This is a genomic window from Novosphingobium sp., from assembly GCF_027489515.1.
GTDB lineage: Bacteria > Pseudomonadota > Alphaproteobacteria > Sphingomonadales > Sphingomonadaceae > Novosphingobium.
Map to the genome: position 1 here is coordinate 47,324 of NZ_JAIXZS010000019.1, position 12,592 is coordinate 59,915.

The 12,592-nt window shown below is 63.8% G+C and carries 13 protein-coding genes; 8 read left to right on the forward strand and 5 right to left on the reverse strand.

All coding sequences use genetic code 11. From position 1 onward, the window contains the following. Positions 1–131 precede the first annotated feature (131 nt). From Q0082_RS03020 to Q0082_RS03050, 7 genes are all read left to right on the forward strand, one after another. Complete coding sequence (locus Q0082_RS03020) at positions 132–314, forward strand: hypothetical protein (protein WP_008828953.1); 183 nt, start codon at positions 132–134, stop codon at positions 312–314. Then, positions 314–769, forward strand: coding sequence for an MgtC/SapB family protein (locus tag Q0082_RS03025; RefSeq protein WP_037518306.1), 456 nt, complete (start codon positions 314–316; stop codon positions 767–769). Before Q0082_RS03020 ends, Q0082_RS03025 begins: the two co-directional genes overlap by 1 nt. Positions 770–873: 104 nt before the next feature. Then, complete coding sequence (locus Q0082_RS03030) at positions 874–1,251, forward strand: hypothetical protein (RefSeq protein WP_132470104.1); 378 nt, start codon at positions 874–876, stop codon at positions 1,249–1,251. A 23-nt stretch (positions 1,252–1,274) separates the two neighbouring features. Beyond that, positions 1,275–1,649 (forward strand): hypothetical protein, encoded by a 375-nt coding sequence (locus tag Q0082_RS03035; RefSeq protein ID WP_037518299.1) that lies wholly within the window; start codon positions 1,275–1,277, stop codon positions 1,647–1,649. Positions 1,650–1,680: 31 nt separating this feature from the next. Next, complete coding sequence (locus Q0082_RS03040; RefSeq protein WP_298189718.1) at positions 1,681–2,364, forward strand: transporter; 684 nt, start codon at positions 1,681–1,683, stop codon at positions 2,362–2,364. Further along, positions 2,361–2,966, forward strand: coding sequence for a cation transporter (locus Q0082_RS03045; RefSeq protein WP_298189720.1), 606 nt, complete (start codon positions 2,361–2,363; stop codon positions 2,964–2,966). The genes Q0082_RS03040 and Q0082_RS03045 overlap by 4 nt, the downstream gene beginning before the upstream one ends. Beyond that, positions 2,966–5,506 (forward strand): heavy metal translocating P-type ATPase, encoded by a 2,541-nt coding sequence (locus Q0082_RS03050; RefSeq protein WP_291552489.1) that lies wholly within the window; start codon positions 2,966–2,968, stop codon positions 5,504–5,506. The genes Q0082_RS03045 and Q0082_RS03050 overlap by 1 nt, the downstream gene beginning before the upstream one ends. A 292-nt stretch (positions 5,507–5,798) precedes the next feature. On the opposite strand, the gene Q0082_RS03055 is transcribed toward Q0082_RS03050, so the two are convergent. The 4 genes from Q0082_RS03055 to Q0082_RS03070 all read right to left on the reverse strand — a co-directional run bounded on the left by Q0082_RS03055 (position 5,799) and on the right by Q0082_RS03070 (position 7,887). Further along, complete coding sequence (locus tag Q0082_RS03055) at positions 5,799–6,359, reverse strand: hypothetical protein (protein ID WP_298189725.1); 561 nt, start codon at positions 6,357–6,359, stop codon at positions 5,799–5,801. 193 nt (positions 6,360–6,552) lie between these two features. After that, entirely contained in the window at positions 6,553–7,134 is a 582-nt protein-coding gene (locus tag Q0082_RS03060; protein WP_255209825.1) for an SDR family NAD(P)-dependent oxidoreductase, read from the reverse strand. Continuing rightward, entirely contained in the window at positions 7,100–7,339 is a 240-nt protein-coding gene (locus Q0082_RS03065; protein WP_019054797.1) for an SDR family NAD(P)-dependent oxidoreductase, read from the reverse strand. Before Q0082_RS03065 ends, Q0082_RS03060 begins: the two co-directional genes overlap by 35 nt. Then, on the reverse strand, positions 7,336–7,887 hold the full coding sequence (locus tag Q0082_RS03070; protein ID WP_004213210.1) for a recombinase family protein: 552 nt from the start codon (positions 7,885–7,887) through the stop codon (positions 7,336–7,338). Before Q0082_RS03070 ends, Q0082_RS03065 begins: the two co-directional genes overlap by 4 nt. Before the next feature lie 139 nt (positions 7,888–8,026). On the opposite strand from Q0082_RS03070, the gene Q0082_RS03075 reads away from it, so the two are divergent. Continuing rightward, positions 8,027–10,984 (forward strand): Tn3 family transposase, encoded by a 2,958-nt coding sequence (locus Q0082_RS03075; RefSeq protein WP_031286087.1) that lies wholly within the window; start codon positions 8,027–8,029, stop codon positions 10,982–10,984. 289 nt (positions 10,985–11,273) lie between these two features. Here the strand turns inward: Q0082_RS03075 and Q0082_RS03080 are convergent, their stop codons facing one another. Then, positions 11,274–12,284, reverse strand: coding sequence for a site-specific integrase (locus Q0082_RS03080; RefSeq protein ID WP_298189747.1), 1,011 nt, complete (start codon positions 12,282–12,284; stop codon positions 11,274–11,276). Positions 12,285–12,592: the final 308 nt, after the last annotated feature.

Consider the following 12,592-nt stretch of genomic DNA (forward strand, 5'->3'; position numbering starts at 1 on the left):
ATCGCGAGCTGCCCAACTTCATCGGCGAGCATTTCTACGCCTGTCCTGATGGGTCGCGCCTCGATGTCGACTTCCTCGGCGATGGCCTGACCCTAGACATAAAGACTCGACCGAACGCCGCTCCGGAACGGGTGACATCGCCGGCAAGCGGGCGGACCTATGTCGGCCGGAACCTCAATGTGTCGATCTCAGGCGGCGACCGGATCACGCTCAAGCGCCCCGGCGCGCCGGCCTTGGCCTGCAACAGGGTGCTGGCCTATCAGGATGCACCGGAAGGGGTAGCGAGCGGCCAGGCTGAAGGTTCGGCCGCATGATGACGATCTCGTCATGGGAGGAGTCGCTTTCCCATATCGTCAGTCTCGCGCTGGCCTATGCGTTGGCGCTTCCGGTTGGCTGGAACCGGGAGAAGGATGAACGCAGCGCCGGCATCCGGACCTTTCCGCTGGTCGCCATCGCCAGTTGCGGGTTCGTACTCGTAGGTATCGCCATTCTCGGACGCACGTCTCCTGCCCAAGCTCGCCTGCTTGAAGGATTGATTACCGGCGTCGGCTTCATTGGCGGCGGCGCCATATTGAAGCACGCCGGAAAAGCGTCCGGAACCGCGACCGCTGCGAGCCTCTGGGCGACGGGGGCACTGGGCGCCGCGGTCGGCTATGGTCTTTACGACATCGCTGTGATCCTCAGCCTGACCACCTTCCTGACGCTGCACTTCTCTCATCCACTGAAGCGCGCCTCCCAGGATCGCGCCGAGCCGGCTGATCGACAATGAGGCACAATCGTCCCTCCGAAACGCGCGCGACGCGGCGGGTGCCCAAGAGTGGCGGGCAATTCGGGCCGGTGTCGCCGCGCCCAAGCGACGACCGTCGTTCGCGTTTGGAGCGGTGGGCGTCTCTGCTCGAACGCGATCCGCACCGGCTTATCGCGCTGCTGCGTCCGTCATGGGCAGCGGGCGACGACATCGCCCCGATGGCGGCGAGCCCAAGTGCCGTCGATCTGGCCTGGGTCGATCCGGTGTTTCGCGTGACGGGTCTTGCGGGACGCTCTCGGGCCGACGTGAAAGCGTTTTTCCAGCTTTCGGATGCCGAGTTGGACCGGATCGCGGCGGGGTCCCGGCGCGTCCCGCTGCGGCCTGCCTGGCAGGTCGCGGCGCGCATCCGCAACGTCGCCGATCCGCGCCCTGAAAAACTGATCCTGATCGGCGTCATGCTCATGATCGTCAGTGTCGTCGGAGCTGCCCAATGGCTTGGATGAATAGGCTCTTCCCGGAAGCGGCTGTGACGCCGGTTTGGTTTGGGTTCGCCGGCATAGCCCTCGTGCTGGCGTCGTCGGGCTGTTCGGAACAGCCTCGCAAGGCGAAACCCACCGAACAGGAAATCCACGCCGGGGACAGCGGGGATGCCAGCGGCATCCCTGGTCGCCACCCCTATCGGTGCGACGACGATCGCCCGCTCCTCGTCGACTTCAAGAATGAGGGCCTGACGCTCGAGCTGCGCCGCGACGGGAACGCTGCGCCGGTTGTCCTGACCGCGCCTGCGGCCGGGCTTCAATATGTCGGCGACACGATGAGCGCGATGTTCTCGGGCAACGAACTCAAGATCGAGGAAGGGGACAAGCCCCCCGTCTTGTGCAGGAAGGATACGAGCTTGTGACCAATCCACCCGGCACAGAGGGGCGCTAACGATGGCGGCGCTCAAATTTTCCCTGATCCCGATGATCGCGATCATGATCGGCGCGCTGATCGCCGGATGGCGCACCCCCGGCGAGAAGCTGGTGGCGGCGATGCAGCATCTCGCGGCCGGCGTGGTGTTCGCCGCTGCTGCGACGGAGATCCTGCCGCTGGTGATGCACGGCGGTTCTCCGAACGCGACGCTGATCGGTGGGGCGCTGGGCGTCGCCGTAATGCTCGGGCTCAAGGCGGCGGAAAGCCGATGGGAAGGGCCGGTGGCACTTCTCGCCGCAATCGGACTCGATCTGGCGATAGACGGCTTGGTTCTCGGCCTCGCTTTCATTGCCGGCGAGAAGGCGGGCACGCTGCTGGCCGTCGCGCTGACCCTCGAAGTGCTGTTCCTGGCCCTGACCCTCACCAACGATCTGGCGGGCCGGTATCGCAAGGCGAAGGCGATCGGACTGACCTGCGCGCTGGCAGTGCTGGTGCCGATCGGCGCTCTGGTCGCGCAGCCGGTAGCGCTGCTGTCGCCGATATGGATCACCGGCTTCCTGAGCTTCGGCCTGATGGCGCTGCTTTATCTCGTTACCGAAGAGCTGCTGGTCGAGGCGCACGAGAAGCCGGACTCGCCGCTTATCAGCGCGATGTTCTTCGTCGGCTTCCTCATCCTCCTGCTGATCGAGGAAATCATGGCATGACGGCTTCACCAGACGCAAAGGTCTCAGCTGAGCGGCGCACACTCTGGATCGTGCTGCTGCTCAACGCGGCGATCGCCGCGGGCTTCTTCATGACGGGCCTGATCGGCGATTCCAGCGCACTCATCGCCAACGGCGTCGACAACCTGTCGGACACCGCGGTCTATGCGCTGAGCCTTATTGCGCTCAGCCACGGGCCGACGTGGAAGACGCGGGCCGCAACCGTGTCGGGCGTCATGCTGCTGATCTTCGCCGTCGGCATCCTGATCGACGTCGGCCGCCGCTATGTCCAGGGCAGCGATCCGATCGGCCCGACGATGATGGTGATGTCGGCCATCGCCGGCGTCGTGAACTATGTTTGCCTGCGCCTGCTCCAGAAGCTCAAGCAGCCCGATGTGAACCTGCGTGCCGCAACCACGTTCAGTTTCAACGACTTCATCTCCAACGGCGGCATCCTGATCGCGGGCGCGCTGGTGCTTTGGCTTGGGACGAATTGGCCCGATCTGCTGGTGGGCCTGGCTACTGCTCCTATCGCGATCAAGGGCGGCATCGAAATCCTGCGTGATGCGCAGGCAGAAACCAAGACCAACGCGGAGACGGCGTGATGACCGAAAAGCTCGAACTCGATATCCCCGTCCTGCTGCCGGAGGTTCCCGATGCGGCCGATGCTTGTGTCGGGCGTCTCGTCTCGACGCTGAGCGCCAAGCCCGGCGTCGAGCGCGCGCATGTCCTGCCTGCCGATGGCGAGACGCCGGCGAAGCTCTGCATTCATTTCGACGGGACGGCGCTTCCGCTGCCGCGTGTGCGCGAGATGGTGCGGGCGGCGGGCGCCGATATCAGCGGGCGATACGGCCATGCGACATGGCAAGTCGAGGGGATCGGGCACGAGCGCCGCGCCCGCACCGTCGGCGAGACTCTGTGCCAGGTGCCCGGCGTGCTGCAGGCGGACGCCAGCGCCTCGGGCAGCGTGCGGGTCGAATATGACAAGGAGCGCGTCGACGAGGCGACGATCGTCGCGGCGCTGGGCAAGCTCAAGGTCAAGCCGGGCAAGCGGACTGGCTCCGATCATGCCGGCGATCATGCTGGAGACGATCACGGCGCGGGCGACCATGCCGGGCACGATCACGGGCCTGGCGGTCATGCCGAAGGCGCAGAAAAGCACGGACCGGGCGATGGCCACGATCACGCCCACGCCAATTTCCTCGGCCCAAATACCGAGCTGATCTTCGCGCTCGCCTGCGGCGCGCTGCTAGCGATCGGCTTCGCGATCGAGAAGCTGGTTGCGGGCGCCGCCGACTGGCTGCCGACCGCCTTCTATGTCGGCGCCTATATGTTCGGCGGCTTCTTCACGCTGCGCGAGGCGATCGACAATCTAAAGCTCAAGAAATTCGAGATCGATACGCTGATGCTCGTCGCGGCCGCCGGCGCCGCGGCGCTCGGTGCCTGGGCAGAAGGCGCGCTGCTGCTGTTCCTGTTCAGCCTCGGCCATGCGCTTGAGCATTATGCGATGGGTCGCGCGAAGCGCGCGATCGAGGCGCTGGCCGAACTCGCGCCCGACAAGGCGACGGTGCGCCGTGACGGGCAGACGAGGGAGATTCCCGTCGAGGAGCTGGTGGTCGGCGACATCGTGGTCGTGCGCCCGAATGAACGCCTGCCCGCCGACGGCTTCGTCATCAAGGGGTCGAGCGCGATCAACCAGGCCCCCGTCACCGGCGAGAGCATTCCGGTCGACAAGGAGCCGGTCGCCGATGTCGAGGCGGCGCGCGCGAAGCCCGATGCGGTCGAGGCGACGTCGCGGGTGTTCGCCGGCACGATCAATGGCGGCGCGGCGATCGAGATCGAGGTGACGCGACGTTCCAACGAAAGCGCGCTCGCCAAGGTCGTGAAGATGGTGAGCGAAGCGGAGACGCAGAAGTCGCCGACGCAGCGCTTCACCGATCGGTTTGAGCGTGTCTTCGTGCCGGCGGTGCTGGCCCTGTCGTTCATCCTGCTGTTCGCGTGGGTCGTCGTCGACGAGCCGTTTCGCGACAGCTTCTATCGCGCGATGGCGGTGCTGGTTGCGGCCAGCCCCTGCGCGCTGGCGATCGCTACCCCCAGCGCGGTGCTGTCCGGCGTCGCGCGCGCGGCACGCGCCGGCGTGCTGGTTAAGGGTGGTGCCCCACTGGAAAACCTCGGCTCGCTCAAGGCGATTGCGTTCGACAAGACGGGGACGTTGACCGAAGGGCGGCCCCGCATCACCGATGTCGTGCCCGTCGATGGCGCGAGCGAAGAGGATTTGTTGGCGCTCGCTATCGCGGTCGAGGGATTGAGCGATCACCCGCTGGCGCAGGCGATCGTGAAGGATGGACGCGAGCGCTTGGGTGACCGCGAGCTGCCGACCGCGACCGATCTCAAGAGCCTGACTGGACGCGGCGTTACCGCGACCGTCGATGGCGAGACGGTGTGGATCGGCAAGGCCGAGATGTTCGGCAAGGAGGGTATCCCTACACTGAACGCGGCCGCGACCGACGCCATCGCAACACTGCGCGAGGGCGGGCGCACGACGATGGTAGTGCGCAAGGGCGACAAGGACATCGGCGCCATCGGGCTGATGGATACGCCACGCGAAGCGGCCAAGGTTGCGCTCAAGCGGCTCCGCGAGATGGGCATCACCCGGATGATCATGATCTCGGGCGACCATCAGAAGGTGGCCAACGCCATCGCCAAGGACGTTGGCCTCGACGAGGCTTGGGGAGACCTGATGCCGGAGGATAAGGTTGCCTCGATCAAGAAGCTCGCCGGCGAAGACAAGGTTGCGATGGTCGGGGATGGCGTCAACGATGCGCCGGCGATGGCGAGCGCTACGGTCGGCATCGCGATGGGCGCCGCCGGCTCAGACGTGGCGCTGGAGACGGCGGACGTCGCGCTGATGGCCGACGATCTCGCACACCTGCCGTTCGCGGTTGGCCTAAGCCGCCACACCCGCGGCATCATCCGGCAGAATGTGTTCGTCAGCCTCGGCGTCGTCGCGTTCCTCGTGCCTGCGACGATCTTGGGGCTGGGCATCGGCCCGGCGGTCGCGATGCACGAAGGCTCGACGCTGCTGGTCGTGTTCAATGCGCTGCGGCTGCTCGCCTACCGCGATCCGGCGAAGCAAACGGCATAGCGCCAAGTTGCTACTATGCTTGGATCGTCAGCGACGGAACGGCGGCTCATGGCAGCGATGATGCTCCAATGGGCTCCTGAGCTTGCAAAGCATATTGCAATGCCACCCGGGTTGGCCACGGACCTACATAGACTAAAACATTTAGACCGATAATAATAGTTATGTTAAATTTGGCCAATTCCGGGGCAATTAGAACGCCAGTTCCGTCTGCCTTGGAACCGCTCTCGGCTGCTCCTGGCGACCGCCGATCAGACCGCGCGCGCACCCTGATAGAATATAGACGGCTTTGTGCTTAGCGTACGTTTTCGACCATCCTCTCACCGGTCCCCTCGTAGGAGTCCTCAACCGCCGCGTGGCCTTCGTCATTGAACTGGAACGGGCCGCGCGGCCACCAGCTGTCCCTGATGTCGGTGACGCCGAGCCGGACATGGATCGGCAGCGAACCACCATGGGCGAGCACCAGCGCGCAGTTCCGCTCCAGAAAATGGAGCCAGCGCTGGTAGAAATAGCCGGTCGACAGGGTGAGCCGCTCTTCATCTCGCTGAAACAGGAACCCCCCGCCCACGCCCCAGATTTCGCCGGTCTTCTCGAACCACTGGGTCAAGGCGACCGTGGGATCGACGCCCTCCTCCGCTGTGCCTGGCCAGTAGACCATCGCTCCGCCCTTGCTGATTCCGAAATTGAGCGCGTTGGGCTGTGCCAGCAGCGCCGGATGCCCCTCACTGCCAGCCAGAGCTTGCTTTGCTCCCGGCTTCGCCGCCCATTTCGACGGAATGATCCGCGCATAGCCCGCGAAGTGCGGCTTCCACCGCAGCTTCGTCGTGCCGTGCATCGGATTGGTCACCGTCTGCACTTCGGACCGATCAAACCAGACGTCGGCATCACCCGGGAAATGCGACTGCCAGGGAATGGCTTCTGGCGGCAGCGGGGGAAGTTGGGGTGACTACACGAAAGTGACGTATCTGCACGCTAAGGGCGAACAAATCCGGTACGATGCCAGCAGAGGCTATTCGCAGGCTTTCCTGCCCCTTTTATGTGGTGCCGCCCTACGGGCGCCGATATGGGAGGGCGGCAATCCGATTGACCAACGATCGAGGTAGAACCCTGCTCGCCAAATATGTGAGCTGGTTGCCCATCCCCGGTATGGCGAAGGATTGCCGATAAACCAGAGCGTGGACTGCATGGGCCGCGCACCGGTCAACGTCCATCAAACCCAACCTCCCCCACTTCAAATCGCTGAGGGCAGCCATGTCTGTGTCGATTCCACCGGGTGCAAAAGACCCAACACTCACTCCCGTCCCGGCAAGCTCCACGGAAAGCGCTCGCATGAGGGTGCTCACATAGGCTTTCGACGCGCCGTAGACCGCTTGGAAGGGCACGGATGTTTCGCCCGCCAGGCTCGACACGGCGATTACTGAGGATTCAAACGGCTGCTCCCTGAAAATCGCAATCAGGCGAGCCAGCAAATCCGTGAAACCGAGTATGTTTGTTTCAATTACCTCGGCATAAGTGTCGGCACGGCCTGCATCAAATGAACCAACGCTCGTCATTCCGGCAACCAACAAAGCGGCTGTTACTTGCAATTCTGCAACCTTAGCCGCGATTTTTCTCCCTGCCCTCGATTTCACGTTGATCAGCCACTATAATCTCGCACGGCACATTGAACCGCTCGTCAATTTCGGTCTGTAGCTCCCGCAAGTTGTCGAGCCTTCGTCCAACAATCAGGGGCTTGGCCTGGTACGATGCCGCCAAGCGGAGGGCGGACGCTCTGCCCAAACCGGTCGAAGCCCCTGTGACCAGCACCCACGAGTTCTTGATCGCCAGCGGTTTCACGCGTTTTCCAGAGCCTTGTATAGGGCGGTTTTGCCGATCTTGAGCCGGGCCGCTGCCTCACGAACAGTGAGGCCCGCTGCGATATGCGCCCGCGCTTTACGTAGTTTGTCGGGGGTAACGACAGGCCGGCGACCACCCTTGTTGCCCCGCTCGCGTGCGGCCTTGAGGCCGGCATGAGTGCGTTCACGGATCAGGTCACGCTCGAATTGGGCCAGCGAGCCGAAGATGTTGAACACCAGCATGCCGCCCGAAGTGGTGGTGTCGATATTCTCGGTGAGTGAGCGGAACCCGATGCCGCGCGCCGCAAGCTCGCCGACCTTCTCGATCAGGTGGCTCATCGAGCGGCCGAGGCGGTCGAGTTTCCAGACCACCAGCGTGTCGCCGGGGCGCAAATAGGCGAGCGCTTCGGTTAGGCCAGGCCGATCGGCTTTTGCCCCGGATGCGTGATCGTCGAATATACGGTCGCACCCGGCAGTGTTCAGCGCGTCAAGCTGGAGCGACAGCTTCTGGTCTGCGGTCGAGACGCGCGCATAGCCGATCAGCGCCACATGATGCCCGATCCTGTCCGTTTTCCCGTCATTATGCGATCTTGTCCGAATCGCCGTTACAGGTCCAGAGTTAACGGACATATTCCTGTTGGCCGCCAGAGGACCGTCTGACGGACACGCAAAGCGAAGGAGATGATGCTTGGCGAGACGGCGACTGGTGAGCCTGGAAATCTGGGCGAGGCATTATGGCGCGCCGCTCGATGAGCGCGAGATCGCGCGTCATTATACGCTGACCAGCGACGACCTGGAAATTGTCGGCCGCCGTCGCGGCGATGCCACCCGGCTCGGCTATGCGATGCTCATGCTATATATGAGATGGCCTGGCCGTGCGCTGGAAGCGGGCGAAGTCCCGCCCGCTCCTGTGCTCGCCTATGTGGCGCAGCAACTCGGCGTCGCGCCGGCAGCCTTCGCGGATTATGCCCATCGGGACCAGACCCGTCGCGAGCATCTCGTCGAAATCCGACGATCGCACGGGTTCAGGATTTTTGACCGCAACGCTTTCCGTGAAGTTGTCGCCTTCTCGGTCCCAATCGCGCAGACCATCATACACCCCGGCCAGATGGCAGACGTCATCGTCGATGAACTCCGGCGCCTGCAGATCCTCCTGCCTTCTCCGTCGATTCTCGAAGCGGTGCTGCGGCGGGCGCGCCAGCAAGCCGAACAGCTTACCTATGAAGTGCTCACGAATGGCCTGCTGCCTGACACCCTTCAGGGCCTGGACGATTTGCTGGCCCGACGACCGGGGCAGGTCGCGACATGGCTATCCTGGATGCGCAATGCGCCACAATCGCCGGCAGCGCGCAACATCCTGCGCCTGATCGAACGGCTCGCCTATATCCGCGCGCTGGGCCTCGATCGCGCCCGTGCCGACATGATCCCGGCTTTGACTTTTGACAGGCTGGCGGACGAAGGCAGCCGCATCACACCCCAGCACCTTGGCGAACTCAATGCCCTGCGCCGCCATGCGACGCTGGCGGCAACCGGCATCCGGCTTGAGGAAAGCCTGACCGACGCCACCCTGACGATGTTCGACAAGCTGTTGGGCAGCATGGCGCGCCGCGCCGAGAACCGGACCCGCGACAAAGCCCTCAAGACGGTGCGCGAGTTGCAAGGCCACCTCCGGACGCTCACGGGGTCTTGCCGCCTCCTCATCGACGCGCGCAGCAAGGGCGTGGATTCTCTGGCGCAGATCGAGGCGCTGGACTGGCAGCACTTCGCCGTGGCCGTCGAGCAGGCCGAAGTGCTCGGGCGACCGGAAACCGTCGATCGCACCGCCGAATTGATCGAGCGGCATCGGACGGTGAAGCTCTTTGTCGGCGCTTTTCTCAACGCCTTCGAGTTTCGCGGCGCCGGCGCGGTTCAGGGGCTCCTGTCAGCGCTGGCCATCATCGCGGAGCTATATCGGACCGGCAAACGGCGCTTGCCTGATCGCGTGCCGCTACGCTTTGTGCCGCCCGCATGGCGCCCGTTCGTCCTGCGGGATGGCATCGTTGATCGTGCCGCTTATGAACTATGCGCCTTGTCGCAACTACGCGAGCGGTTGCGAGCCGGGGATATATGGGTCGCGGGAAGCCGGCAGTTTCGCGATTTCGACAGCTATCTCATACCGCCGGCGACCTTTGCGGCGCTGCGCGAGAAGGGGCCGTTGCCGCTCGCCATCGAAACGGATTTCGAGCGCCATATCGAGGAACGGCGCACCAGGCTCGACACGGCGATCGAGCAGGTAACGGTCCTTGCACGGCAAGGGGAGCTGCCCCAGGTTAAGCTTGACGAAAACGGTCTCATCATCTCGCCGCTGAAGGCGGCAACACCGCCCGCCACCGAGATTGCCCGTCGCGCCGCCTATGATCGACTGCCGCGCGTGAAGATCACCGATCTTCTGCTGGAGGTCGATGCCTGGACCGGGTTCAGCGAATGCTTCATCCATCGTCGTTCGGGCCGGGAAGCCGACGATCGCAATGCGCTGCTCACGGTCATCCTCGCCGATGGCATCAATCTCGGCCTCACACGCATGGCGGAAACCTGCCGGGGCGCAAGTCTGCGTCAGCTCGCCCATCTTCACGACTGGCACATCAGCGAAGCCGCCTATGGCGAAGCGTTGGGAAGGCTGATCGACGCCCATCGCGCCATGCCGCTCGCCGCGCTGTGGGGAGACGGCACCACTTCGTCGAGCGACGGACAGCAATTTCATGCCGGGGGCCGTGGGGCCGCGATCGGCGACATCAACGCGCGCAGCGGCAACGAACCAGGCGTTGCCTTCTACACCCATGTCTCGGATCGATATGACCCCTTCGCAAGTCGGGTGATCGCGGCGACCGCTGGCGAAGCGCCCTATGTGCTGGATGGCTTGCTGTATCACCAGACCGGCCTGACGATCGAGGAGCACTACACCGATACGGGCGGGGCATCGGACCATGTGTTCGGCCTCATGCCCTTCTTCGGCTACCGCTTCGCGCCGCGCCTGCGCGACATCAAGGAGCGTCGTTTACACCTCCTTCCCGGCCAAGAATCCGGCCCCTTGCTTGCCGGCATGACGGCCGAACCGATCGCATTGGGTCATGTCGCGGCGCATTGGGACGAACTGCTGCGGTTCGCCACGTCGATCCGCACCGGCACCGTCACTGCTTCGGCAATGCTGCGCCGCTTGTCCGCCTATCCGCGACAGAACGGACTGGCCCTCGCACTACGCGAGCTGGGCCGCCTCGAACGCTCCATTTTCATGCTCGACTGGCTGCGCGACATCGACCTGCGCCGGCGCACCCAGGCGGGCCTCAACAAAGGCGAAGCCCGCAACGCGCTCGCCCGCGCGCTCTTCTTCAACCAGCTCGGCGAACTGCGCGATCGTCGGTTCGAGAACCAGACCTATCGCGCCTCCGGCCTCAACCTGCTCGTCGCCGCCATCATCTTGTGGAACACTCGCTATCTCGAAATGGCGCTGGCGGACATCGGCACAGCCGACGAAATCGCACGCCACATCGCGCCATTGGGCTGGGAGCATATCTCGCTGACCGGTGACTATAGCTGGAATGTTGAAGATCAACCCGATCCGGACGCCTTGCGACCGCTGCGCGCCGTCAACTCCCTACTTGCCGCGTGACGTTCGCTATCCGTTCGCCCTTTCCGTGCAGATACGTCACTTTCGTGTAGTCACCCCAATCATGCGCTGCCGCAGCGAGTTGGCGGGGGCATCAGATAGAGCGTTGGTCATCGTACGACTCCTTGGTTGAAAGGAGCCGCGATCGTCTGCCTACTCGCCGCAGACCTCAACTTCGACCAGGCTGCAGATCAGCGGGCTGACCTCAAGGCAAGCACCACTCCCGCGCCAGCGGGTTCGTACTTGGCCCACACTCGGTCAACCTGATGATTTAGAGCGCTCAAAAAACGGGCTACAGAAATCTCTCGCCCGCGTGGTTCTCGAACAGCGCTGCATCGCGAACATAGCCGAGCAACACTTCGACCTTCTTCTGCCGCGAGACCTCCTGCATCTTCGGCAATGACGCACCGGCTTTGGCAGCCTCGGTAAGGAATCCTGAGCGCAGCGAGTGCGCACCGACCGCCGAGGGGTCAAGACCAACCTTCTCTGCGTAGCGCTGGATCAGCCGGGCAACCGAGCGATCTGACATGGGCTCCTTGGTCATCAGCCCTTGTGCGTCGGTTCGGTAGAACAAAGGACCGGCCTCCCCTCCCCTGACGCTGAGCCATTCGTTCAGGTGGGCACCGGGCTTCAGCACCTTGCCAGAGGGCACCGCAATGATCTGCCCTGCCCCTTCCTGGTCGGTCTTTGAATGCCGGATAGTCAGCTTGAGCCCTTCCCGCACGAGCTCAAGGTCGGCGAGCTGGAGCGCGACCAGTTCGGAGCGGCGCAATGCTGCTGCAAGGCCTAACGCCATGACTGCGCGGTCGCGGATCGCTCGCGGGCTTTGACCTTCGGCTACAGTGATCATTCGGGCCAGATCAGCAGCGAGAATAGCGCTCTTCTTTCTCGTTGGCCGGGCTCGCTGCTCGCGCCGGATCCCGGCGAGCGTGTCGGCTATCACATTACGCGGGTCGCGGTGTTGGGGCGCCACGTGACCTGCCTGCCGATGGTGCCAGGCGATAGCAGCGAGGTGCCGTCCAATGGTGCTGTCCGCCCTCCCCGCCTGTGCGAGCGAGGCCAGCCAGGTAGCGACTACCTCAGGCATCGCGGGCAAAGGATCGAGATCGCGCGCCCAACACCATTCTTCGAATTGGCGCCAATCACTGTCATAGGCACGGACGGTGTTCGCGGCCTTGGACCGTGCCCTGTAGGAGCGTGCAGCTTCGATCTCGACGGCGAGCTGCGGCGGAATTGTCTGCCCTAGCTGGGCGAGGCCCTCATCGAACGGCACCTCGACGATGAACGCGATATCGTCAGCCAAAGCGCCCCTCCTTCCTGCTTAGTTGCGCCGTTTGCTTCTCCAGCATTCTGCCCTTGGAGGAGCGCTTGCCGCGCTGCGGATTTGAGCCCCTCTATATAGCTCACAATTCTGTCCGTGAAGGGCATTTATCGGACAGCGACGCGACCGTACAAGCAGGGTATACTTTTTGAGCGATTAATATACTTTCTAACCGATGGCACTTTACCCTTCTCCCTGGCAACTGACCCTTGCGCGGATTGAAGGTGCCCTCCCCTTCATCACACCGGAACTCGCCGAGTGTCTGGCGCTCGCTTCACTGCGACGCCTAT

What these genes read in the sequence shown, in the direction of transcription:
- Q0082_RS03025 (WP_037518306.1), top strand. Translation starts at nt 314, where the DNA reads ATGACGATCTCGTCATGGGAGGAGTCGCTTTCCCATATCGTCAGTCTC.
- Q0082_RS03040 (WP_298189718.1), top strand. Translation starts at nt 1,681, where the DNA reads ATGGCGGCGCTCAAATTTTCCCTGATCCCGATGATCGCGATCATGATC.
- Q0082_RS03045 (WP_298189720.1), top strand. Translation starts at nt 2,361, where the DNA reads ATGACGGCTTCACCAGACGCAAAGGTCTCAGCTGAGCGGCGCACACTC.
- Q0082_RS03050 (WP_291552489.1), top strand. Translation starts at nt 2,966, where the DNA reads ATGACCGAAAAGCTCGAACTCGATATCCCCGTCCTGCTGCCGGAGGTT.